Here is a 21786-nt window from a genome sequence, read left to right on the forward strand (position 1 = left end):
AGCCCGCTACGCCTTCGTCACGAACGTCGCGTCCGCGGAGGTACGCCCCTCGTTGAACGAGAGCACCTTCGCGCGGATCACGTCCCCCTTCGAGAGGCCGCCCGGGATGTCCTCGGTGAAGACGACGAACCCCTCGACCTTGCCGACGGCGACCTCCTCGCCCGAGTGGTGGTCCGTGAGCTCCGTGACGCCGAACTCGTAGGTTTCGCCGATCTCGACGGGGGGGTCACGCTCCCGGGCGGCCTCGTGGGCGCGCTTCGACTCGCGGGCCTCGGCGGAGGGTGCACGAAGACGGCGGACGGCGACGAGCAGGACGAACAGGACGATCACGGCCGCCGCGGCGACGACGGCGGGAGATGACGGTAGCATACGGGTCGGTCGACCCGGGGTCACCTAAACGCTCGGGGTCCGACCCAAACGCAAGGGGTTCGCAGTGGCCGCGCTCGGGATGCCGGGCGCGCGACGCCAGGGCGGCGGTCACATGAGAAACGCCTTTGCTCTCGAAGCCCCCGGGTCGACGTGATGCGAACCAGTCTCGGTCGCCGGCGAGTCGCCCACGGGCGTGGTCCGGCGTGAAGGTAACCGACGCGGTACCGGAGTTCGCCGACGCGTTCGGGTTCGAGGAGTTCAACCGGATGCAGCGCGAGGCGCTGCCGGGGATCTTGGAGACCGACCACAACGTCGTCGCGTCCGCGCCGACGGCCTCCGGAAAGACCGCGCTCGCCGAACTCGCGATCTGCAAGACGCTCTCGGAGGGCGGCACCGCCCTCTTTATCGCGCCGCTCCGCGCGCTCACGAACGAGAAAGAGAGCGAATGGGAACGGTTCGAGGATCTCGGTTATTCGGTGTACGTCGTCTCCGGCGAGCGCGACCTGAATCCGCGACGCGCCGAACGCGCGGACGTGCTCGTGACGACCCCGGAGAAGGCCGACAGTGCCACCCGCAAACACGATTCCGCGCGCTACTCTTTCATCACCGACGTGGACTGCGTCGTCATCGACGAGGTCCACCTGCTCGACTCGGAGAAGCGCGGCGCGGTGCTCGAAGTCACCGTCTCTCGGCTCCGCCGGCTCCAGGACCCCCGCGTCGTCGCGCTCTCGGCGACCATGCCGAACGTCGCCGACGTGGCCGAGTGGCTCGATGCGCCCGCGGAGACGACCTACGAGTTCGGCGACGCGTATCGTCCGGTTGACCTTGAGACCAACGTCAAGACGTACTCGCACGGCTCGAACGCCTTCGCCGACAAGTACCGACGGCTCTACCGAGCGCTCGATCTGGCCGAGCCGCACGTCCGCGAGGACGGCCAAGCGCTCGTGTTCGTCTCCTCGCGGCAGGACACGGTGCAGGCGGCCAAGAAGGCCCGCGACGAGATCACCGACCGCGACATTCCGATCGACTCGCGGGGCGACTACGACTTCCACAACGAGGCGAAAGAGCTCACCAACGACACCCTCCGGCAGTCGGTCACCGACGGGGTCGGATTCCACCACGCCGGGCTCGGAAAGGAGGACCGCGACCGAGTCGAGGAGTGGTTCAAAGCGGGGAAGATCAAGCTGCTCTTCTCGACGTCGACGCTCGCGTGGGGCGTGAACCTCCCAGCGCGCTGTGTGGTCATCAGAGACACGAAGTACCACGACCCGTTGGAGGGCGAGACGGACATCTCCCCGCTCGACGTGCTCCAGATGCTGGGACGCGCGGGCCGCCCGGGATACGATGACGTGGGGTACGGCTGGGTCGTCTGCGATCACGCCGACGCCGACAGGTACCGCGCGCTGCTGGAGGAGGGCAAAGAGATCGAATCGCGGCTCGCGGCCGAGCTCGAATCCCACCTCAACGCGGAGATCGCGATGGGGACCATCCGCGGGTTGGAGGACGTGATGGACTGGCTGGAGACCACTTTTTACTACGTCCGCGCGGCGTCGAAGCCGGAGGAGTACGACTTCGCGACGCTCCGCGACCGCGTTCGCGACACCCTCGACTCGCTCGTCGCGGACGGGTTCGTCGCGGCCGACGAAGACCTCGCGATCGAACCGTCGGCGCTTGGGCGGCTCGCCTCGAAGTACTACCTCCGACTTGACACCGCCCGCCGGTTCCATCGGCTCGCGGACCGCGAGACGCTTACCGTCGATCGGATCCTGGAAACGGTCGCCGCCGCCGGAGAGTTCGACTCCGTCTCCGCGCGCTCCGCAGAATCCGACGCGATCGACCGGATCCTCGACGGGCGCGACACCGACTTAGAGGACGGTCACCGCAAGGTGTTCGCCATCCTGCTCGCGGGGATGGCTGACTCCATCCCCTCCGACCTGCGCTCGGACGCGTGGGTGATCCGGCAGAACGCGCTCCGCCTGCTCGCCGCGCTCTCGGAATTCCTCGACCGGTTCGCCGGGGCGCGCGCCGCCAACCTTGCGTGTCGGGTCGAAGCGCGCGTCGAGCACGGCGTCTCCCGCGAGGCCGTCGCGCTCACCGCGATCGACGGGGTCGGGTCCGGCCGCGCGGAACGGCTCGTGGACGCCGGGCTCACCTCGCCCGCCGCCGTCGTCGACGCCGGCACGACGGAACTCGAAAACGCCGGCATGAGCGGCTCCGTCGCCGAGCGCATCGTCGACGCCGCGCGGGACTGTCCCCGGATCGACGTCGACTGGGGCGACTTCCCCGACGCCATCGCCGTCGGCGAAAACGAGATGTGTGAAGTCGCCGTGGCCGCCGTCTCCGGCCGCGCCCGGACGGGCATCCGAGTGACCGTCAACGACGTGGAGATGACCGCGACGTCGACGTACCTCGACGGCGAGACGACGGTTCCTGTCGGCGTATTCGGCCCGCCCGAGGCCGACGAACTGGAGTTCGTCGTCGAGGTCGTCTTCCCCGACTTGCCGCTGATGCCGGTCAGGGCAACGCGGACGGTTCGGGTGGAGTAGGCGGGTCGGCGTCGAAATCCGATCTCGCGAATCGTCGCCGGCGACGAGGTATATAAATCCTCGCGCCGACCGCTTTTCACCCATACCGCGGCCACCCGTCGTATGCCCGAACGACTCCGCGTGTTCGCAGGCGACTGTCGAGTGACCGAACGCGGCGACCGCTCGCGCACTCACCGCGGGCGCGTCGTCGTCCTCATTAAACCCGATGATACCACCCTCGTCCACGACGCCGACGGATACCAGCCGGTGGCGTGGCTGACTCGTCCCGACTCGGTCGTCGTCGAGGGCGACGGCGAAGGGTTCTCCATCACCGCCCGCGACGGCGCTCGCCGACTCAGGGTCGTCGCCGAAGAGGCGACCGCGAGCCGCGCGCTACCCGTCACGGAGGCCGGCGTGCCGGTTGGCACCTGCCCCGAGGACGGCGGAGCGCTCGTGCGATCGCGGGGCGACGTGGTCTGTCTCGCCTGTGAGACGCGGTGGGGACTCCCCGCGGGTGCGAGCGTCACGGACGGCGTCTGTGACGACTGCGGGCTGCCGAAGATCCGCGTCGAGCGGGGCGAGCCGTTCCACCTCTGTCTCGATCCCGCCTGCGACCCAATGGAAGCGGCCGTCAGCGACCGGTTCGACCGCGTGTGGGACTGCCCGGACTGCGAGGGCGACCTCACCGTCGAGTTCGCGCCCGGTCGGGTGTACCTCGCCTGCGAGAACCGCCCGAACTGCGAGACGACGTTCTCGATCCCCTCCGGCATCGTCGTCGACGAGTGCGACTGTGGGCTCCCCGTATTCGAGACGGCGACCGGTCGCGGCTGTCTCGACGGCTCCTGCGAGTACGAGGGGCACACGACGAGCAGGAGGTGAAAGCGGCGAAGAGACGGCGGTCCGGCGAAGGAGTTAGCCAGCTACTCCGCGAGCTGCTCGCGGCCCGGCGCGATCAGCCGGTCCAAGTACGCCGCGAGCGCGCCCTTCGCGTCGGCGGGGTGAAGTTCACCGGACTCCAGATCCGCCTCCAGCCCGTCGTAGGTCCCGTACTCCAGATCGCCGCCGTACTCCTCCGGACGCTCGACGACGACCGTTTCGAACCGCGGGAACACGTGGTACTCGAACACCTGCAGGACCGGGTTCTCGCGCGACTCGCCGTCGTCGGTCGGCTCCGGGTCGGCCGTCGGCGGACAGTACGCGTCGTTCACCTTCGATTCGATGTCCTCGCGAGAGTCCTCCATCGAGATGGTGACGCCCGTACTAGAGGACATCTTCCCGCGGCCGGTGCCGAGGTCGGCGATGAGCGGCGTGTGGAGGCTCGTCGGCGGTTCGCGGTCGATACTCGGGAGCACGTCGCGCGCGAGCATGTGGACCTTGCGCTGCTCCATCCCGCCGATCGCGAGGTCGACGCCGAGGTACGGGATGTCGAGCGCCTGCATCAACGGGTACACCGCCTGCGACACCTTCACCGAGTCGCCGGAGGTGATCTCGGCCATCGCGCGCTCGGCCCTCGCGAGCGTCGTCTCCAACTCCAACGAGTGGAGGTCAAGCGTGTAGTCGTCGTCGAGCTGGAAGTCGGAGCCGAGCACGAACTGCGTGTTCGACTCGTCGAGCCCGTACGCGATGAACTGGTCCCGCATGCGCTCTGCGGTGTGGCGGATCTCCTCGAACGAGCCCTTGTCGTTGAGGTAGGCGTGCACGTCGGCGAGCAGCACCGTCACCTCGAACCCGGCATCCTGGAGGTCGATGAGCTTGTTCGCGGTGAGCATGTGCCCGATGTGGAGGACTCCCGAGGGCTCGTAGCCGACGTACGCCCGCTTTCCGTCGGGGTCGTCGGCCAGCGCCTCGATCTCCTCCTCGGTGACCACCTCGGCCGCGTTCCGGGTGATCCGCTCGTAGGCGTCCATACGCACGACTGTGCGATTGTCGGTCATATGACTTCTGGATGCGTGCGGAGGGCTCCCGGACGACGAACCGCTGTCAGCCGAGACGAGTTTCCTACTCTTCGGTCTCCGGTAGCGTCCGTCCCGCCCGGTGCTCCGAGATGATCCGGTCGAGGTGCTCCCGTTTTTCTGCCTTCTGCCGGCGCTCGGCCCGGTTCGTCCAGTCGTCGACGGCGGCCGCCAGCTCCGCCTCGTCGGCGACCGCCAGCTCGTCGACCTCGCGGACGGGGACGGCGTCGACGGGGACGACCGGCACGTCGTGATCGAACAGAACCTGATCGGCCACCTCCGAGAGGTTCCCGTCACGGATCACGGCGCGGGGCTCGGTTTCGGCCAGCCGCTCGGCTGTCCGGCGGCCCGCGCCCGAGGCGTCCCGGAGGTACACCACGTCGTTGGCGACGAGGCCGTACTCCTCGTCGGCCGTCTCGATCGCGTCGAGCGTGAACTGCTCGACGACCTTCACGCTCACGAGCCCCTGGTCTGCCGCTACAGTATCGAAGTTGGAGTGGTCGAGCCGCCACAGCTCCTTGAGCGTCTCAACCTTTCCCTCCAGCTCCGCAACCGCTTGTCGAGCCTCGTCGCGCTCGCGCTCCAACCGGTCCGTCTCGCGTTCGAGGCGGGAGACGGCTCGCCGGGTGCGAGCCTCGATGCGCTCCTCTCGTTTCGCCTCCTCCAGTTCGCTCTCGAGCTTCGCGATCCGCTCGTCGCGATCGGTGAGGTCGTCTTCCAGCGACTCGGCGTGCGACTCCAAGCGCTCGACGCGCTCGCGGAGCCGCCGGATCGTCTCCTCCTCCTCGGTGCGCTCGGGCTCGGTCGGATCGACCGCCGACTCGCCGTCTGCACCTCCGCTCCCGCCTCCGTCCCCGTCGTCCTCGCTCAGGTCCTCGACGACGGCTTCGACAGAGGCCCCGCCGGCGACGACGCCCGATATCACCGCCTCGCGATCGAGCCGCGGCGGGGTCTTCGCCGCGATGCGCTCGAACTGGTCTTCGTGGTCGTCATAGGCGTACAGCGCGGCCGCCAGCGCGTCGCGCTCGTGGTCGTTGTCGTAGGTGGTCTCCCGTGTCCGATGGAGCTTCTCGTCGACAGGGAGGTCCGTGGTCGGCCGCCATCCGGCGGCGTCGAACGACCGCCGGAACTTCTCGACGGTCTCCGGCATCGGCTCCACGTCCGCGGCGACGATGACGGGGCGACCCTGCTCGATTATCCACTCCGTCACGTCGCCCGTGTCGGCGGTCCGCGAGGAGAACAGTTCGTGTACGGTGCCGTCGAGCCCGACCACGGCGGCCGCGGTCGTCGTTCCCGGATCGATCCCCACGATCACCCGATCACGCCGCTGCACGAGGGGCTCGTATTCGATCCCGTCGCGGCGCTCGCGATCGACCTCGACGCGCACGTCGCCCGCCCGCGAGTTCGACACCGGGATGTCCTCGGGGCGAGCCTCGACGGTGAAGACGGCGTTCGCGTAGCCGCCGTACTTCTCGGTCACGTCGCGCTCGAAGTCGAGGTTCGCCTCGTTCAGCTTCGATTGAACCTGTCGAGTCCGCTTCCGAACGTTGCCGTGGATCCGCCGGGTGTAGCGATCCTGGCTCCACCCGCCCTTTCCGGTCGAGCGCCCGCGAGACACCTTCACTCTCGTCTCGTCGGTGAACGCGGTCACCTCGTGTCCGACGTTGGCCGCGGCGAGCCTGGCCGACGCCTCCGCCTCCTTCATCGGCTCTTTCCCGTACGGGATCCCGTGTCTGGAGGCGACCCGGGAGAGCGGCTCCGGGCGCTCCGCACCGGTCACCTGAACCAGCCGGGTGCCGTCCGGCAGCGACCGCAAAAAGCCCACCAGCTCGTTTTTGTCCGCCGCCAGCTCGTAGGCGTTGTCGGTGGCGACGTAGAGGGGCTCGCGGTCGTCGATCAACCGGCAGAGCTTCCGGAACGAGACCACGTCTCGAGTCACCCGCGCCATCGGGCCGTCCGCGTCCGGCGCGTCCGGGTCGTCCTCGTCGACGGGGTCCAAGATCACGAGGGCGTAGGAGGGGTCGTCGCCGCGAACGTCGCCGCTGTGCACGTCGACGCCGAACACCGGCCGATCGCGGGCGCGGATGGTCCGGGTTGTCACACCGCCGAGTAGGTCGTTGGTCCGTATATACCCCACGCCGGGTGTGGCGGTTTCGACCTCCGTATCGCTCGACGAAGGAGCGATTTCCGGAGGAACGCTAGCCGCTCAGGCCTGAATCGACACTAGTTCACGCGTTTGGACAGTTCAGCCCCCGCTTTGAATTTGACCACGTTCTTCGTCGCGTTCTGGATCTCTTTTCCCGTCTGTGGATTGCGTCCGGTTCGGGCAGACCGCTTCGAGGTGCTGAACGAGCCGAACCCGATCAGCGACACGGTGTCGCCCTTCTGTAGCCCTTTCATAGTTACGTTGACAAACCCCTCATGTGCCTTCTGTTCGTCCGCCTTTGAGAGGCCCTTCTCTGGATCACGGTGCGTGTCGGCTGCGATTCGGTCCGCATCGACGACTCCGTCTCCGTCGGTGTCTTCGTCCGTGTATCCGTCCGAATCTCCGGCCGCTGCGGCACCCGATGTGGGGATCGCGACCATGCCGAGTCCGAGGAGAATTGAGATATTAACTATATGTGTAGGGTTTGAGATCGGATTATGGCGCATAGCCCAGAACACGTCGAAGAGTTCGTTTGTGAGGACTGCCAAGTAATCCATGCGGGTACGCCGGTTCAGAGCTCATCTGGCGGGCATGCGTTCGACCCACCCGAATCCTGCGGCGCATGTGGCGGGACCGAACTCGTTCAAGCCGAAAACTGGGTCCACCGTCGAGAGTGATACGCACCTCCACCGTCCTACCCGCTCCCGAGTCAAACCGCGCGTCTCTTGCCGAGAGTATCAACGGAGCGGACTCAGTACAGGTCGTTGAGGTCCTCCTCGACGTGCGAGTGCTCCTCGGCCGGGAATGCACCGCTCGTCACCGCGTCGCGGTACGCCGCGATCGCGTCGAGCATCTCGCCGCGGACGTCGCCGAACTGCCGGGAGAACGGCGGTGACCACTCGCCGAGACCGATCGCGTCGTTGATCACGAGCACCTGCCCGTCGCAGTCGGGCCCTGCCCCGATTCCGATCGTCGGGATCGCCAGCGCCTCCGTGACGGCCGCGGCGAGGTTCGCGGGCACGTGTTCCAAGACGAGCGCGAAGGCCCCGGCCTCGGCGTGCGCGCCGGCCAGTTCGACGATCTCCTCCGCGGCGTCCTGTTCGGTCCCCTGTCGGGTGTACCCGCCGAGGCGGTTGACGTGTTGGGGCGTCAAGCCGAGGTGCGCCATCACGGGGATCCCCACGTCCGTCATCCGTCGGGTCATGTCGACGGTGTGCGGACCGCTCTCGATCTTCACCGCGTCGGCGTCCGCCTCTTTCAGCAGTTCGCCGGCGTTCCGCACCGATTCCGCCTCGTCGACGCCGAACGAGAGGAAGGGCATGTCGGCGACGACGAGCGCGTCGTCAGTCGCGCGGGCGACGGCGGCGGTCCGGCTCTTGACCTCCGCCATCGTCACGGGGAGCGTCGAGTCGTATCCGAGCGCGGCGTTTCCCATGCTGTCGCCGACGAGCACGACGTCGATGCCGGCCTCGTCGACGATCGCCGCGGTCGGAGCGTCGTAGGCGGTCAGCATCGTGATCGGTTCCTCGCTGTTCCGGAGTCCCCGCGTCGTGGTCATGCCCCGAACACACCCGCGCGAGCGGTTAAAATCGCCGGAATCCGGAAATCCCGAACCGGGAGGTGCGTCACGTCTGGCGCACTCGGACCGTCACCGATTTGCGCGTCCGCCACGGAACGCCTGCCGTGCAACCCGTCGAGCGGGCCGAGTACGAGGGCGTCGACTACGGGTGGGTGATGCAGACGACGTTCGTCGTCACCATCCTCGTCGGAGCCCCGATCGTCGCCATCCTGTCCGCGTTCGTCACCCTCGAAACGTGGGGCGCTCGCGTTGCCTTTGCAGTCCGAGTCGGCGCTCCGATCTGGTTCGCCACCGCCGTCGCCGTCGCGGTCTACGCGAAGCGCACGGAGGCCGGCGACGGCGGGCGGCGTGGCGCAGACGACCGCGACGAGTGATCATCCGCAGTCGCTCGATCGCCCGCGGTCGTTCGATCGTCCGCAGTCGCTCGCCGGTCGACCATCCTCGCCCGCGGAGCGGAGACGCCGATCTCACCGCCCGAGCGCGTCCCTCGCCCACGCGTAGTCGACGCCGGCGCGCTCCGCCGTGACGGCGTCCCGCTCCGAATCGCCGACGAACAGCGCGCGCTTCGGTTCGGCCCCGAGTCGCTCGACCGCCGCGAGCAGCGACTCCGGTGCCGGCTTGTGCGTCTCGGCCGTGTCGCGTCCGACGATCGCGTCCGCGACCAGCGCGCCGTCGAGCGCGTGGGTTTCCACGGCGATCCGACAGGCCTCCTCGCAGTTGAGCGAGCAGACGCCGGATCGGGGGACGGCTCCGCCGCCTCCGTCCCCCGTCTCGAGTAGCCGCTTTCCGAGCGGGAGCAGCGTCGAGTCGCGGGCCCCGTGGCGCTCGTGGCGCGCGATCGCCTCCTCCACGCGCTCGGCGAGTCCGTACTCGCCGGCCGCTTCGAGCAGCCCCCACAGATCGTCCGTCGGGGGTATCACTACGTTCGCGGCGTACACGTCGAGGACCGCGTCGGCGACCGCGGCCCAGTCGACCGCGAGATCGACGAGGGTGCCGTCGAGGTCGTAGACGACCGCGTCGTAGGCGTCCGAATCGAGAAGTGCGGCGTCGCTCATCGATCGTTCAGCAGGCCTCGAGCGATAATCGTCTTCTGGATCTCCGTGGTGCCCTCGTAGATCTCGGTGATCTTCGCGTCGCGGTAGAACCGCTCGACGTCGAAGTCGGTCGTGTAGCCGTACCCGCCGTGGATCTGGACCGCCTCGTTCGTCACCGACATTGCGGTCTCGCTGGCGCGGTACTTCGCCTTCGAGGCCGCGACGCGGTTGTCCTCGCCCACCTCGGCCTGCCGGCACGCCTCGCGAACGAGCAGCCGGGCCGCCGAGACGTCGGTCGCCATCTCCGCGAGTGTGTGTCGGATCGACTGGATCTCGGCGATAGCCTCACCGAACTGCTCGCGCTCCGCGGCGTACGCCTTCGCCTCGTCGAAGGCCGCCTGCGCGAGTCCGACCGCCTGCGCCGCGATGCCGATCCGACCGCCGGTCAGGATGCGGAACGCCGCCGAGAGCCCCCTCCCCTCCTCGGTGAGCCGGTTTTCGGCGGGGATCCGGCAGTCGTCGAAGCTGATTCCGGTCGTGTCCGAGGCGCGCAGCCCGAGCTTCTCTTCTTTCTTGCCGACCTCGAATCCCGCCGCGTCGGCGGGCACCAGGAACTGGGTGATCGACCCCTCGTCGTCGGCGTCGTCCGCCGCGCCCTCGTCCGTCGCCGCCTCCTCGGCGTCCGGCCCGACCGCCTTCGCGAAGACGATGGCGACCCCGCCCCGCGCCCCGTTCGTGATCCACTGCTTTTCGCCGTTCAAGACGTATTCGTCCGTCTCCGGGTCGTACTCGGCGGTCGTCGACATCTCGGCCGGATTCGACCCCGCGTGCGGCTCGGAGAGACAGAACATTCCGACGGGTCGTCCCTCGGCCGCCATGTCGGGGAGCCACCGCTCGCGCTGCGTCTCGCTCCCGAACTCGGCGAGACAGGAGGTCGCGAGACAGTGGACGGAGAGCGCGGTCGCGACCGCGAGGTGGCCGTACGCCAGCTCCTCGTTGACGACCGCGTAGGTCGTCTCGTCGGCGTCGAAGCCGCCGAACCGGTCCGGAACCGTGAGTCCGGTCAGCCCGAGCTCTGCGAGCCCGTCCCAGACGTCCTCCGGGAACGTCTCGGTCTCGTCGGCCGCGCCCGCTCCCGGACGGACCTCCTCGACCGCGAACTCCCGGACCAGCTCCCGGACCGCCTCCTGTTCGTCGGTGAGCGACGAGCCGACGCGTGCCCCAGTCATGGCGCGAAGTTCGATCTCACACGGAAAAAGGTGAGCGATCGGGGGTGGGGCGGCGGGGGAACGCGAGCCGAGGGTCTGGGAACCCGCGCGGCTCCCAGTGCCCACTACTCCCAGAGGGGATACAGCTCGTCGCGCGGCACCTCGTCGATCCGGTCGCCGTCGAGGGTGACCGTCCCGGCGTCGGACCCATCACCGGTGTCGGACCCATCACCGGAATCCGCCGCCCGGACTTCCCCGATCTCGCCGACCGCGATCCCGGCAGCCGCCAGCGCTTCGGTCGCCTCGCCGACGCGCTCGGGCGGCACCGCCGCCAACAGCGCACCGGAGCCGAACGTCGCCAGCGGATCGACGCCGAGCGCGTCACAGCAGGCCCTCGTTTCGGGCCGAACCGGGACCCGATCGCGCTCGACGGCCAACTCAACCCCGCTCGCGGCTGCGGTCTCGACCAGCGCGGTCAGCAGGCCGCCCTCGGTCGGGTCATGCATGGCGGTCGCGGCGTCGCGCACGGCGGCCGCGTCGGGGACGACGCTCACCTCGTCGAGGAAGCCGGCCGCGGAATCGAGCGTCGCCGCCGAAACGCCCGCCTCGGCGCACGCCTCGCGGAAGTCCGTCGCGAGGATCGCGGTCGCCTCGATCCCGGCTCCCTTCGTGAGGAGGAGCCGGTCGCCCGGCTCGGCCCCGCCGCTGGACACAAATCTGTCCGTGGTTCCGAGCGCAGTCATCGAGCAAAGGGGGCGCTCCAGCGACGGCAACACTTCCGTGTGGCCGCCGACGATCGCGACGCCGAGGGCCGCGGCGGTCTCGTCAACCTGCGCCGTGACCGTCCGCCGGCGGGTCGGATCGTCGTCGGGTAAAAAGAGGGTGTGGGTGAGCCACCGGGGGTCCGCGCCGCTCGCGGCCACGTCGTTGCAGGCGACGTGAACCGCCAGCTCACCGACCGCGTCCGCGGCCAGCGACAGCGGGTCCGCGGCGACCACGAGCGTCGACTGCTCGCCCGCGAGAGCGATCGCGGCCGCGTCCTCGCCGTAGGCGGGACCCACCTCGACCGCCGCGTCGTCCGCGCCCGTCGCCGCGAGCACCTCCGCGAGCGCCTCGGGGCCGAGCTTTCCGGTCATCGGTCCCGGAGCCACGAGACGACCGCGTCCGGATCGGCGTCGAGTCCGCCGCCCTGCGCGAACGTCGGACCGCCGCCCCCGCCTCCGCCGAACGCCTCGGTGACGGCGTCGACGAGCGCGCCGGCGTCGGGAGCGTCCTCGCCGCTCGTTCCGACCGCGTCGTTCGCGACCGCAGCCACCACGAACGGCGCGCCGCCCGTTCCGACCGCCGCGATCGCGTCGGGGGCGGGCTCGTCGTCGCCGTCGCGCTCGCCGTCGCGTTCGCCATCGCCAAGGACGGCTTCCGCGGGCTCGCGCAGGTCGTTCGGGTCCGCGTCGGCGACCGTTCCGATCGCCCACGTCGCGCCGTCGATCTCGGTCGTCGGGAGTTCGCGGAGGCGGGCGGCGAGGAGGTCGCTCCGGGTCGCCCGGAGATCGGCCTCCAGCCGGTCGGCCTCCTCGCGGAGCCGCTCGACCGCGTCCGGGAGGTCGCCGATCCGCGCGTCGAGGCTCGCCGCCGCGTCGAGGCTCGCCGTGTGGACCGCCGCCGAGTGGTCGATCGCTGTCGGACCGACCGCGAACTCGACGCGGGTCACCCCCTCGCCGGGATTCGAACGTCCGAGCGCTGAAATCGGACCGATCTCCGCCGTGTTCCGGACGTGAGTCCCGCCGCAGGCGGCCACGTCCCACGGCGCGGCCTCGGTCGCGTCACCCGGGGCCGAGCCCTCTCCGCCGCCCGCGCCGCCCGCACCGTTCCCGTCGCCCCGGCCGCCCGCACCGTTCCCGTCGCCCCGGCCGCCCCCGCCGACCGTGACGACGCGCACCGCTTCGCTTCCGCTCATCGCGCCCTCCTCGGTCTTCGTGTTGAAGGCGATTCCGTCGACTGCGCGGGCTTCGTCCTCGGGGAGCGTCTCCCAGGTCACGGGTAGCGAGTCCCAGACGGCTCGGTTCGCGAGCCGCTCTAACTCGACGAGGTCGGCGTCGGTCAGGGGCTCCGCGGTCGTCAGGTCGACGCGGATCTTCTCCGGGGCGATGTCGAAGCCGGCGTAGCCGAGGTCCTCGCAGATCCGACGAGCCGCGCCGTAGAGGACGTGCGAGGCGGTGTGTGCGCGGGCACAGTACGTTCGGAACGCGTCGTCGACGATCGCCGTAACGGTCTCGCCGGCCGAGAGGGCGTCCGACGGCTCTTCGCCGAGGACGTGAACGACTCGCCCGTCGCGCTCGAACACGTCGTCGACGAGGACGCCGTCGATCGTCCCTCGATCCGCCGGCTGGCCGCCCGACTCGGCATAAAAGTACGTCTCGTCGAGGACGACCTCGCGGCCGTCGGTCGACTCCACCCTCGCCTCGAACTCCCGGACCTCGGGCTCCGCCGGCGCGCGTGACGCGGTCATGAACGGTCCGTGGTCGCGATCGGATAAATAGGTGGGCGCATCGCCGATCGCTTATAACTGAACGTGCCGGTGCTGTTCGGTGGCGGAGCCGCCGGCTGTCACCGGGCTTCCCCCGGTTGCCCGAGGGACACAGTCCCTCGCTGCCAGAGGCGCTTTGCGCCTCGCAGCTGGGGCTTTGTGAGTGTTCACCGCGCCAGCAACGATCACATATAAACGAATAACCGAGTGTGGGATGTGATCACCGAACCGACGAGCGTAATGACTTATAAACGAACGACCGAGCGTTGGAGACGGTAACCGAACCGATGAGAGCAACGACGGATAAAAGCCGGGAAGCAGGAACCGCCGATTCTCCGACGCGCGTCGGCCCCTCAGTCCGCCAGCTCGAACGCAACCTCGACCTCGGCCTGATACTCCCGTTGCGGCGCGTTCTTGAGTTCGACGCCGAACTCCTGCACTTCCGCCCAGTAGACGTTCTCCAGCGTGTCCTCGGCGCGGTCGATCGCGTCGTCGGCCGCGTCGTCGAAGCTCTCCTCGCTCGTCCCGATCAGCGTGATCTTTTTAAACACCATGTCGCGTGCTAGTTGGACGCACGGGAGTATAAAAGGAGGCGGTGAGTGAGGACGAACGCGGGCTGAGTCGAGACCGAACCGGAACCGGACGACAGCCGTCTTCAGGGGCTACCCGGCGCGCCTTCCATCACCGCGAAGTCCCCGCCGTCGGCCTCGATGCCGATGACCGCCCAGTCGTACGGCGGCTTCTTGGAGACGAGCCGGTCGCGAAGGTCGCCCGCCCGATTGCGCCACGTGACGAAACAGCGGAGCCGCGGAGCGTCGCCGCCGTCGGCCAGATACGGATCGAGATCGTCGTCCTCCAGACACAGCACGGTTACGAGCACGCGCCGCCATTTTCGTTCTGCGACGAACTCCTGTCCGCCCTCGGAGACGGTGTATCCGAGTTCGCGAAAGACGTCTCTGGCCTCCGTCGTCGGTGGGATGCTCGCAGTGGCCATCTACCGCGATGTTCGCCGGCTTCCGTGATAAACTTTCTCACGATTTTGCAGAGCCGATCACGCGTGGATTCCCGAGATCGGGCGCTCGCCGTCGTGCGCTCGCTACCGCTCGCCGGAGATGCGGAACGGTCGAGTGGAGCGATCGAGCGCGGCGAAACGGAGCAATTGAGCGGAGGTGACACCAACGGATGAGCGGAGGTGACAACGACGGGTGAGCGGAGGTGACACCAACGGATGAGCGGAGGTGACAACGACGGGTGAGCGGAGGTGCCAACGACGGATGAGCGAAGGTGACAACGCCGAGGGAGCGAGACGATCGCGCGCCCGCTCACTCGTGCGCCGCGTCCCACTCGTCCGGCTTCTTGAGGTTCCCGCACTCCGTGCACTGGATCCGGCCCATCGTGTCCATCGCGGTGTCGAACGACCCGCAGTTCCCGCAGCGGAACCCCCAACGAGACGCCCCGTCGGCGTCGGAGAACACGACGTAGAAGGGGCCGTCCACGCCTCGTTCGACGCGCGTTCGGTCGGTGTATACCCTGTCGCCGTCAGCCGTCGTCGAGGCGTCGAGGCTCATACGGCGATCTCTCGAGCGATCGCTCCTAACAGCGCGACGTATCGTTCCCGAAGGCGTCCGATGGCGGCTGCCACGTCGATCACGTCCGGAACGACTCGCCGCAGCCGCACTCGGAGACGACGTTCGGATTCTCGACCTCGAAGCCGGCCGCCTGCAGGCCGTGCTCGTAGTCGAGTTTGCTCCCGCCGATGTAGTTCCGGCTCGCGGGGTCGACGAACACGCGGAGCCCGTGGTGCTCGACCACGAGGTCGTCGTCCTCCGGCTCCGTGTCGAACCGCATCCCGTACGAGAGACCCGCACAGCCGCCCTGCTGGACGAACAGTCGGAGTCCGGCCTCCTCCGTGTCGAGGTCCTCCCCCTCTAACAGGGCTAGCGCCTCCTCCGCGGCGTCGACGGTCACTTCGATCGCCGGGTCGGTCCCAGTCTCGACCGTTTCGGTGCTCATACGAATACGTTCCCCTCGAACGGTAAAAACCCTGCCGGCGAACGAGGAGAGCGCTCGCCGCCTACTCGAACCGCTTGCGGACGCTCTCCGCGTGCGCCTCCAGACCCTCGGCCCCCGCGAGCGTCGTGATCGTGTCCGAGAGGTCGGCGAGCGCGTCGCGGTCGAGCCGCTGAACCGTCGACGACCGGAGGAACGTGTCCACTGAGAGCCCGCCGTAGCGCTTGGCTCCGCCGTTCGTCGGCAGCACGTGATTCGTCCCGGCCGCGTAGTCGCCCGCGGCGACCGGCGAGTACGGTCCGAGGAACACGGAGCCGGCGTTCGAGATCCTCGCGAGCAGCGCCTCGTCGTCGTCGGCCACGATCGACAGGTGCTCGGCCGCGTACTCCTCGGCGAACAGGACCGCCTCGGGCATCGAGCGGGAGTGGAGGACGCCCGAAGCCTCATTGTCGAGAGCCGCGCGGATCGTCTCATCGCGGTCGCGTCCCGCGGCCTGCTCGTCGACCGACTCGGCGACCGCCGCGGCGAGATCAGCGTCTGGGGTGACGGCGACCACGGAGGCGTTCGGATCGTGTTCCGCCTGCGCGACGAGGTCCGCCGCGACGAGGTCTGGGTCGGCGGTACCGTCGGCGAGCACGAGCACCTCGCTCGGACCGGCGAGGAAGTCGATCTCCACGTCGCCCTGCACGATCGCCTTGGCGGCGGTGACCCACTTGTTTCCGGGCCCGACGACCTTCTGGGCGTTCGTCACGGTTTCCGTCCCGTACGCGAGTGCGGCGATCGCCTGCGCGCCGCCGACCTGGTACACCGCGTCGGCACCGGCCTCGTGGATCGCAGCGAGCGTGACCGGGTTGATCTCCTCGGCCGGCGGAGTCGCGACCGAGACGTGATCGACGCCCGCCACCGTCGCGGGGATCACGCCCATCAGCGCGCTGGAGGGGTACGCCGCCGCACCGCCGGGCACGTACACGCCCGCGCGATCGAGCGGGCGGAAGCGACGTCCCAACTCGCGGCCGCCGAAGTCGTCGCGCCAGTCCTCGGGACGCTGCCGCTCGTGGAATTCCCGGATGTTAGCGGCGGCGTCGTGGACCGCGTCGAGGACCGGATCGTCCGCGTCGTCCAACTCCGCGTGGGCGCGCTCGGCGTCGTCGGTGATGTCGATGTTGCCGACGGTCACGCCGTCGAACTCCTCGGAGAACTCTCGCAGCGCCACGTCGCCTTCCGTCCGGACCCGGTCGACGATTTCTCTCACGTCGTCGCGGACCGCGTCGACGCCCGCGTCGCGCTCGAAGAGGGCACGACGTTCGGCGGGCGAGAGGTCGGCGACGGTTCGTACGTCCATACCGTCTCTCCGGGCCGCGGTCAAAAGGGCGTTCCGACTCGACTCACGCCGGGCTGCACGGCAGCGATGTCGTCACCGCCCGAGGACCGCCCGCTCAGTCCTCCATCGCTCACTCCAGCCGACGGATCCCCGTCGCGTCGAGCGCGGCGAGCACGACCAGTCCGGCCAGTAGCGCGGCGGCGGCGAAGAGGATCGGCGCGGACAGCGCCACGGCGAGCTCGTAGGATGCGAAGAGCCGGGTCGTCCCGCGGACGATGAAGGAGACGAAGACCAGTCCGAACGCGAACAGCGCGAGCCCGACGAACCGAGACCTGTCCATATCCGTGGCCTCCTCTCGTTCCCCCGCGTCAGTCCGTCTGTGCGACGCTCGGCCCGTGCGGGCCGTGTTCGCGGCGTTCGCGCGCCCCGTCGAACCAGCCGCACATCTCGTAGAACACGGCCTCGGGGTCCCGCTTCCACTGCCACTTCCAGCGCGTCCGGAGGAGCAGCGAAATTTTGCGGGGGAAGGAGAGCTCCGGCGTCGTCGACAGCGTGTCGTACCCCAGGTTGCGAACGAGTCGGTGGTGGTCCGCGTACAGCACCGCCGCGAGCAACACCGCCAGCTGGCAGTCGTCGGGGAGGTACTTGATCCCCGCGACGCCTTCCTCGTAGAGCCGCTCCGTCCGGGCGAGTTCCTCGCGGACCGCGTCGCCGACGTTCTCGTCGAACGCCAAATCGAGGACCTGCTGCTCGGTCACGCCGTGGCGGCGGAGCGTGTCGATCGGGAGATAGATCCGGTCGCGCTCGACGACGTCCTCGCGAACGTCCCGGATGAAGTTCGTCATCTGGAACGCCTCGCCGAGTTTCGTCGCGTGCGGGAGCGCCCGCGACTCCGCCTCCTCGTCGAGGTCCATGATCGCCGTCATCATCCGGCCGACGGCCGCCGCCGAGCCGTCCATGTACGATTCCAGCTCGGCGTAGGTCTCGTACCGGTCGGTGTCGATGTCGCTCTCCATCGCGTCGACGAACGAGTGGACGTCGTCGTCGGGGATACCGCGTTCCTCGCGGATCGCGGCGAACGCGTCCAACACCGGATCGGCCGTCGACTCCTCCCCGAGCGCCACGTCGCGGAGCCGGGCCAGTTCGGCGCGCTGCTCGGCCGGCGAGGCGGTGTCCGCGGCGTCGACGACCTCGTCGGCGATTCGGAAGAATCCGTACAGTACGTACGTCGGGTGGCGGATCCGCTTCGGAAGCAGTCGGGTCGCGACGTGGAAGGTCGTCCCGGTGCGACGCTGGATCCGCTTGCTCCGGACGACTTGCGTTTTCTCTACCATGCTGCCCTCTGCAGGCCGGCATGGAGGATCGATAGCGGGTCCCCAAACATGGAAAAAAGTCGGACTCCAGTAACATAACAGTTCGCCCAGAAGAGATTTCTTTCATCTTCCTCTGAATTGATTCCGTCAGTTATATCCGAACGAAATCGGGTGAATTCGACCACCGAGTTCGGAGGCGGATCCCCGTCACGTCCGTCAATAAAACGTGTCGCTGCAGTCGTAAACGACGCCGTGCTCCGGACAGACGTACTTGCAGTGTCGATGATACATGGGCGTTTCGCAGATCGGACACGGACGGCCGCCCGTTTCGGCTCCCGTCGTCCGCCCGGATCCCCTACTATCGCTCATCGTTTCGTGGGTGGCTGTACGGGGGCCGGCGACAAAACCGCTCCGCTCGGCCGGAGCAGGGCGACGGTGGTGGGGAACAAGACGTCACCGACGGTCAGGACGCCGCCAGCGACTCGTACACGTCCGCGGCGACCGACTCCTGTCCGAAGGGGAGCGTCAACACGCCGCCCCACTCGTCGTCCGTGAGCGCGGCCACCCGCTCCTCGTCGAATTCGACCCGCCTGACCTCGGTCCCGTCCAGCGACATCGACACGACGAAGCGGTCGGGGTCGTCGACCGCACCGGACTCGGCGAGCCGCTCCTGTACCGTCTCGATCGCGCCGTCGCCGAGCGCGACGTACACGAGGTGCTCGCCGTCCTCGGACACCACGCCCTGGACGCGAGACAGATCGCCCGCGTCGAACAGGTCCCGAGAGTCGGCGTCGTCACCGTCCTCGCCGTCAGCACCCGAACCATCCAGCAATCTCGCCGCAAACGGTGCGTCCGGATCGGCCGCGACCGATCCGTCGCCACCGCCGTCCTCGCCAGCCCCAGCGCCATCCTCACCCGTTCCAGCGCCGTCGACGGTGCCGTCACCGCCGGCCTCGGTCCCGCCGTCCGCATCGTCCGACACCGTGACGGCACCGACGAAGCCGATCGCGCCGATCGCGAACGCGGACCCGATCCCGCCGAGCACGCCGCGCCGTGAGAGTTCCATGCGCGACGGTCCGCGTCGGGAGTAAAAAGGGTTACACGCCGATTCACGCCGCTGATAATCGTCAGGGAGGGGCAGCGGGCCGGTCGCGTCGTCGAACCCTCAGCGATCCGTCGTCGAACCCTCAGCGATCGAACGTCACGTCCGCGCGGGTCGCCGTCTCGCCGAAGAGCCAGTCCGCGTGGTCGACGGCGTACTCGCGGTGCGCTGCGGTGATGTAGCCGAGCGCGTCCTCGACGACGACCGGGCGGTAGTCGCGAAGACCGGCGCTGCCGGCGGTGTGAAGCACGCAGACGTTCGCGAGCGTTCCGCAGATCAGGAGGTCACGGATTCCGTGCGTATCGAGGTGTCCCTCCAAGTCCGTCCGGTAGAAGGCGTCGTACGTGTGCTTCTCGACGACGTGGTCCGCCGGTCGCACGTCGAGGTCGTCGACGAGTTCGGCGTCCCACGACCCCTCGACGACGTGCTCACCCCACCGATCGAACTCGTCGTAGTAGTGGGCGTCGTCGAACTGCTCCGGCGGGTGGACGTCGCGGGTGTACACGACGCTCGCGCCGGCGTCTCGGGCGCGCTCGACGAGGGACGTCACGGGACCGATCGCCGCCTCGCTCGGCTCGGCGTACAGGCTCCCGTCGGGGTGACAGAAGCCGTTCTGCATGTCGACGACGATCACCGCGGTCTCGGTCGGATCGTACGGCATGGACGGGCGTTCGGCGTCCGAGCCCAAAAAGGGGGTCGGACCGACAAACTACTTACCGGGTCGCTCGTAATCCACCCTATGCGACGGGTTCACACCCTATCGTTCGTCGTCGCCGCGATCGTTCTCCTCTCGATCGGCGGCATCGGGGTCGTCGCCGGCGACCCGATCGACGACGGACTCGACGACCCGATCGACGGCGACGACCTCGCTCCGAGCGCCCCCGCTTCGAGCACCGCGGTCGGCGGCGATGTCCTCGTTTCGAGCGCCGCGGTCAGTGGCGACGCCCCCGTTTCGAGCGCCGCGGCCGGCGGCGACGCCCCCGCCAGCGCGACGGCCGACGAGTGCGGCGTCGAACCCGACACCGAGCTGGTCGGTTGTTGGAACGGGAGTCACTACGAGGACGACCTGTCGTTCAACCAGAGCGACGGACTGACCGAGGCCGAGCTCGAATCGCTGACGCACCTGACGATGGCGCGCGTCGAGCACCTCCGGGAGCGACCGTTTCGCGAGGACGTGCCGGTCGAGACCGTCACGCGGACGGAGTTCATGAACGGTTCGACGGGCAGTGGCAACGGAACGACCGGCGTCGCCGAGGACGACGAGGCGTTCCAACGATGGAACGACGAAGTGTGGCGCGCCCTGTTCGTCGTCGGCGACGACGCGGCTGCGGGCGACGAGATAGACGCCGTGTTCGGCGGCGCGGTAACCGGATTCTACTCTCCGGGAGAGGACCGGATCGTCCTCGTCGTTCGGGAGGGTGAGGAGGTCCAGATCGATCCGTCCACGCTCGCCCACGAGCTGGTTCACGCGATGCAGGACCAGTACCACGACCTCACGCACCCCCGGTACGTCGGTGCCACACAGGACGCCGACCTCGCCGTCGACGGCATCGTCGAGGGCGAGGCGGTCCACGTCGAGGAGCTGTACGACGCCCGCTGTGCGAACGGCTGGAGCTGCCTGGCCGAGCCGGATGACGGCGGCGGAAGCGGGGGATCGGCGGCCGACTACAACTTCGGGATCCTCCAGACCGTCCTGCAGCCGTACTCCGACGGCGCGCTCTACGTCGAGGAACTCGTCGACGAGGAGGGGTGGAGCGCCGTCACCGAGGCGATGGAGTCACCGCCGGATTCGACCGCCGAGGTGATCCATCGGAATCCGGACTACGAGACCCGCGAGATCGAGTTTGAAGACTCCGCGACCGACGGCTGGGAGCGGTACCCCGATCAGGGGGTCGACGGTGCCGAGACCACCGGCGAGGCCTCGATGTTCGTCATGTTCTGGTACCAGAGCTACGAGTACGATCACCTGGTCCTCGACCCGAGCGCCAGCGTGCGGGAGAACGTCCTGATTCACACGCAGCCTGACGAACAGCTCCGAACGCGCGCGAACTACAACTACGCCCACGATGCGACCGCGGGCTGGGCCGGCGACGAACTGTACCCGTACCGCGACGGCGAGGAGGACGGCTACGTCTGGGTGACGGAGTGGCAGACTCCGACGGACGCGACCGAGTTCCGCGAGGCGTACCTGGAGATGCTGACCGCCCACGGCGACGGTTCGTACGTCAACGGCGAGGTGTACGAGATCGACGGCGGCGACTTCTCGGGCGCGTACGGCGTCGATCGCGACAGCACGACCGTCACGATCGCCCATGCGCCGGAGCCGGCGGACGTGCTCGAACTCCGCCCGGACGCCGACTTCGATCGCCCCGATTCCGACGGGGAATCCGGCGGCGACGGCGGCGACGGTGGCGACGACACGACGCGTGACGGCGACGACGAAAACGGGGACGCGAACGGCGGAGACGGCCCCGCCGACGGGGATGGGCCGGCCGCGCCCGGGACCGGAACCCCCGGCGAAGTTCCCGGATTCGGCGTCGTCGCCGCCATTGTCGCGTTGATCGCGGCGGTTTCGGTGCTCGCGCGTCGCTCCCGACCCTGAGTCTGGGGGCGGCCAGACCGGCCGAACGCGACGACGACGCCGGCCCGCACAACGCGGACACTCCGACGACACCGGCCCGCACAACGCGGACGCTCCGT

At 68.8% G+C, this 21786-nt stretch carries 24 protein-coding genes; 5 read left to right on the plus strand and 19 right to left on the minus strand.

From position 1 onward, the window contains the following. Positions 1–6: 6 nt before the first annotated feature. Positions 7–369: a TRAM domain-containing protein gene (locus ACFQEY_RS13955; RefSeq protein ID WP_379769630.1), complete on the minus strand. Its 363-nt coding sequence runs from the start codon at positions 367–369 to the stop codon at positions 7–9. Positions 370–572: 203 nt separating this feature from the next. Between ACFQEY_RS13955 and ACFQEY_RS13960 the strand changes: the two genes are divergently transcribed. Beyond that, positions 573–2915, plus strand: a complete 2343-nt coding sequence (locus tag ACFQEY_RS13960) for a DEAD/DEAH box helicase (RefSeq protein ID WP_379769633.1) — start codon at positions 573–575, stop codon at positions 2913–2915. Between the two features lie 102 nt (positions 2916–3017). Beyond that, the gene (locus tag ACFQEY_RS13965) at positions 3018–3773 is read left to right on the plus strand and encodes a PDDEXK family nuclease (RefSeq protein ID WP_379769636.1); all 756 of its coding nucleotides are present in this window, start codon (positions 3018–3020) and stop codon (positions 3771–3773) included. Between the two features lie 41 nt (positions 3774–3814). Here the strand turns inward: ACFQEY_RS13965 and ACFQEY_RS13970 are convergent, their stop codons facing one another. From ACFQEY_RS13970 to panB, 4 genes are all read right to left on the minus strand, one after another. Next, on the minus strand, positions 3815–4801 hold the full coding sequence (locus ACFQEY_RS13970) for a tyrosine--tRNA ligase (RefSeq protein ID WP_379769639.1): 987 nt from the start codon (positions 4799–4801) through the stop codon (positions 3815–3817). A 91-nt stretch (positions 4802–4892) separates the two neighbouring features. Next, a complete protein-coding gene (locus ACFQEY_RS13975; RefSeq protein WP_379769641.1) occupies positions 4893–6947 on the minus strand; it encodes a DUF460 domain-containing protein in 2055 nt (684 codons plus the stop codon). 122 nt (positions 6948–7069) lie between these two features. After that, entirely contained in the window at positions 7070–7549 is a 480-nt protein-coding gene (locus ACFQEY_RS13980; protein WP_379769644.1) for an HU family DNA-binding protein, read from the minus strand. Positions 7550–7743: 194 nt separating this feature from the next. After that, positions 7744–8550, minus strand: coding sequence for a 3-methyl-2-oxobutanoate hydroxymethyltransferase (gene panB / locus ACFQEY_RS13985; protein ID WP_379769647.1), 807 nt, complete (start codon positions 8548–8550; stop codon positions 7744–7746). A 125-nt stretch (positions 8551–8675) separates the two neighbouring features. Here panB and ACFQEY_RS13990 point away from each other — a divergent pair, with 125 nt between their 5' ends. Further along, on the plus strand, positions 8676–8945 hold the full coding sequence (locus tag ACFQEY_RS13990) for a DUF5822 domain-containing protein (RefSeq protein WP_379769649.1): 270 nt from the start codon (positions 8676–8678) through the stop codon (positions 8943–8945). A gap of 93 nt (positions 8946–9038) precedes the next feature. Here ACFQEY_RS13990 and ACFQEY_RS13995 read toward each other — a convergent pair whose 3' ends face one another. From ACFQEY_RS13995 to ACFQEY_RS14020, 6 genes are all read right to left on the minus strand, one after another. After that, on the minus strand, positions 9039–9626 hold the full coding sequence (locus ACFQEY_RS13995; RefSeq protein ID WP_379769652.1) for an HAD family hydrolase: 588 nt from the start codon (positions 9624–9626) through the stop codon (positions 9039–9041). Continuing rightward, complete coding sequence (locus tag ACFQEY_RS14000) at positions 9623–10834, minus strand: acyl-CoA dehydrogenase family protein (RefSeq protein WP_379769655.1); 1212 nt, start codon at positions 10832–10834, stop codon at positions 9623–9625. The genes ACFQEY_RS13995 and ACFQEY_RS14000 overlap by 4 nt, the downstream gene beginning before the upstream one ends. Positions 10835–10938: 104 nt before the next feature. Next, positions 10939–11949 carry an AIR synthase family protein gene (locus tag ACFQEY_RS14005; RefSeq protein WP_379769658.1) on the minus strand — a complete coding sequence of 337 codons (1011 nt, stop codon included), beginning with the start codon at positions 11947–11949 and terminating at the stop codon, positions 10939–10941. Further along, positions 11946–13322 (minus strand): alanine--tRNA ligase-related protein, encoded by a 1377-nt coding sequence (locus ACFQEY_RS14010; RefSeq protein ID WP_379769660.1) that lies wholly within the window; start codon positions 13320–13322, stop codon positions 11946–11948. The genes ACFQEY_RS14005 and ACFQEY_RS14010 overlap by 4 nt, the downstream gene beginning before the upstream one ends. Before the next feature lie 371 nt (positions 13323–13693). Next, entirely contained in the window at positions 13694–13894 is a 201-nt protein-coding gene (locus ACFQEY_RS14015; RefSeq protein WP_379769662.1) for a dodecin, read from the minus strand. A gap of 101 nt (positions 13895–13995) precedes the next feature. Next, entirely contained in the window at positions 13996–14334 is a 339-nt protein-coding gene (locus ACFQEY_RS14020; RefSeq protein ID WP_379769665.1) for a DUF7116 family protein, read from the minus strand. A gap of 63 nt (positions 14335–14397) precedes the next feature. On the opposite strand from ACFQEY_RS14020, the gene ACFQEY_RS14025 reads away from it, so the two are divergent. Then, positions 14398–14526 (plus strand): hypothetical protein, encoded by a 129-nt coding sequence (locus ACFQEY_RS14025; RefSeq protein WP_379769667.1) that lies wholly within the window; start codon positions 14398–14400, stop codon positions 14524–14526. A gap of 136 nt (positions 14527–14662) precedes the next feature. Here ACFQEY_RS14025 and ACFQEY_RS14030 read toward each other — a convergent pair whose 3' ends face one another. The 8 genes from ACFQEY_RS14030 to ACFQEY_RS14065 form a co-directional block, all read right to left on the minus strand. Next, positions 14663–14908 carry a DUF5816 domain-containing protein gene (locus tag ACFQEY_RS14030; RefSeq protein WP_379769669.1) on the minus strand — a complete coding sequence of 82 codons (246 nt, stop codon included), beginning with the start codon at positions 14906–14908 and terminating at the stop codon, positions 14663–14665. 79 nt (positions 14909–14987) lie between these two features. Next, positions 14988–15353, minus strand: a complete 366-nt coding sequence (locus tag ACFQEY_RS14035; protein ID WP_379769671.1) for a HesB/IscA family protein — start codon at positions 15351–15353, stop codon at positions 14988–14990. A gap of 61 nt (positions 15354–15414) precedes the next feature. Next, positions 15415–16692, minus strand: a complete 1278-nt coding sequence (gene hisD, locus ACFQEY_RS14040) for a histidinol dehydrogenase (protein WP_379769673.1) — start codon at positions 16690–16692, stop codon at positions 15415–15417. Between the two features lie 109 nt (positions 16693–16801). Beyond that, positions 16802–17011 (minus strand): hypothetical protein, encoded by a 210-nt coding sequence (locus ACFQEY_RS14045; RefSeq protein ID WP_379769675.1) that lies wholly within the window; start codon positions 17009–17011, stop codon positions 16802–16804. Positions 17012–17039: 28 nt separating this feature from the next. After that, positions 17040–18005, minus strand: coding sequence for a phytoene/squalene synthase family protein (locus ACFQEY_RS14050; RefSeq protein WP_379769676.1), 966 nt, complete (start codon positions 18003–18005; stop codon positions 17040–17042). A 195-nt stretch (positions 18006–18200) separates the two neighbouring features. Then, entirely contained in the window at positions 18201–18353 is a 153-nt protein-coding gene (locus ACFQEY_RS14055) for an HVO_2523 family zinc finger protein (protein WP_379769678.1), read from the minus strand. Positions 18354–18447: 94 nt separating this feature from the next. After that, positions 18448–19050 carry a hypothetical protein gene (locus tag ACFQEY_RS14060; RefSeq protein WP_379769680.1) on the minus strand — a complete coding sequence of 201 codons (603 nt, stop codon included), beginning with the start codon at positions 19048–19050 and terminating at the stop codon, positions 18448–18450. A 121-nt stretch (positions 19051–19171) separates the two neighbouring features. Continuing rightward, positions 19172–19747, minus strand: a complete 576-nt coding sequence (locus tag ACFQEY_RS14065; protein WP_379769682.1) for a cysteine hydrolase family protein — start codon at positions 19745–19747, stop codon at positions 19172–19174. Between the two features lie 78 nt (positions 19748–19825). Between ACFQEY_RS14065 and ACFQEY_RS14070 the strand changes: the two genes are divergently transcribed. Continuing rightward, positions 19826–21688 carry an Hvo_1808 family surface protein gene (locus ACFQEY_RS14070; RefSeq protein WP_379769685.1) on the plus strand — a complete coding sequence of 621 codons (1863 nt, stop codon included), beginning with the start codon at positions 19826–19828 and terminating at the stop codon, positions 21686–21688. Positions 21689–21786 lie beyond the last annotated feature (98 nt).

The sequence above is a fragment of the Halorubrum trueperi genome (assembly GCF_042662525.1).
GTDB classification, from domain to species: domain Archaea; phylum Halobacteriota; class Halobacteria; order Halobacteriales; family Haloferacaceae; genus Halorubrum; species Halorubrum trueperi.

Bases quoted from the DNA above. Each gene is read 5' to 3' on its own strand.
- ACFQEY_RS13955 (WP_379769630.1), bottom strand. From the start codon at position 369: ATGCTACCGTCATCTCCCGCCGTCGTCGCCGCGGCGGCCGTGATCGTC.
- ACFQEY_RS13965 (WP_379769636.1), top strand. From the start codon at position 3,018: ATGCCCGAACGACTCCGCGTGTTCGCAGGCGACTGTCGAGTGACCGAA.
- ACFQEY_RS13970 (WP_379769639.1), bottom strand. From the start codon at position 4,801: ATGGACGCCTACGAGCGGATCACCCGGAACGCGGCCGAGGTGGTCACC.
- ACFQEY_RS13980 (WP_379769644.1), bottom strand. From the start codon at position 7,549: ATGGATTACTTGGCAGTCCTCACAAACGAACTCTTCGACGTGTTCTGG.
- panB (WP_379769647.1), bottom strand. From the start codon at position 8,550: ATGACCACGACGCGGGGACTCCGGAACAGCGAGGAACCGATCACGATG.
- ACFQEY_RS13995 (WP_379769652.1), bottom strand. From the start codon at position 9,626: ATGAGCGACGCCGCACTTCTCGATTCGGACGCCTACGACGCGGTCGTC.
- ACFQEY_RS14000 (WP_379769655.1), bottom strand. From the start codon at position 10,834: ATGACTGGGGCACGCGTCGGCTCGTCGCTCACCGACGAACAGGAGGCG.
- ACFQEY_RS14005 (WP_379769658.1), bottom strand. From the start codon at position 11,949: ATGACCGGAAAGCTCGGCCCCGAGGCGCTCGCGGAGGTGCTCGCGGCG.
- ACFQEY_RS14010 (WP_379769660.1), bottom strand. From the start codon at position 13,322: ATGACCGCGTCACGCGCGCCGGCGGAGCCCGAGGTCCGGGAGTTCGAG.
- ACFQEY_RS14015 (WP_379769662.1), bottom strand. From the start codon at position 13,894: ATGGTGTTTAAAAAGATCACGCTGATCGGGACGAGCGAGGAGAGCTTC.
- ACFQEY_RS14020 (WP_379769665.1), bottom strand. From the start codon at position 14,334: ATGGCCACTGCGAGCATCCCACCGACGACGGAGGCCAGAGACGTCTTT.
- ACFQEY_RS14030 (WP_379769669.1), bottom strand. From the start codon at position 14,908: ATGAGCCTCGACGCCTCGACGACGGCTGACGGCGACAGGGTATACACC.
- ACFQEY_RS14035 (WP_379769671.1), bottom strand. From the start codon at position 15,353: ATGAGCACCGAAACGGTCGAGACTGGGACCGACCCGGCGATCGAAGTG.
- hisD (WP_379769673.1), bottom strand. From the start codon at position 16,692: ATGGACGTACGAACCGTCGCCGACCTCTCGCCCGCCGAACGTCGTGCC.
- ACFQEY_RS14045 (WP_379769675.1), bottom strand. From the start codon at position 17,011: ATGGACAGGTCTCGGTTCGTCGGGCTCGCGCTGTTCGCGTTCGGACTG.
- ACFQEY_RS14050 (WP_379769676.1), bottom strand. From the start codon at position 18,005: ATGGTAGAGAAAACGCAAGTCGTCCGGAGCAAGCGGATCCAGCGTCGC.
- ACFQEY_RS14055 (WP_379769678.1), bottom strand. From the start codon at position 18,353: ATGAGCGATAGTAGGGGATCCGGGCGGACGACGGGAGCCGAAACGGGC.
- ACFQEY_RS14060 (WP_379769680.1), bottom strand. From the start codon at position 19,050: ATGGAACTCTCACGGCGCGGCGTGCTCGGCGGGATCGGGTCCGCGTTC.
- ACFQEY_RS14065 (WP_379769682.1), bottom strand. From the start codon at position 19,747: ATGCCGTACGATCCGACCGAGACCGCGGTGATCGTCGTCGACATGCAG.
- ACFQEY_RS14070 (WP_379769685.1), top strand. From the start codon at position 19,826: ATGCGACGGGTTCACACCCTATCGTTCGTCGTCGCCGCGATCGTTCTC.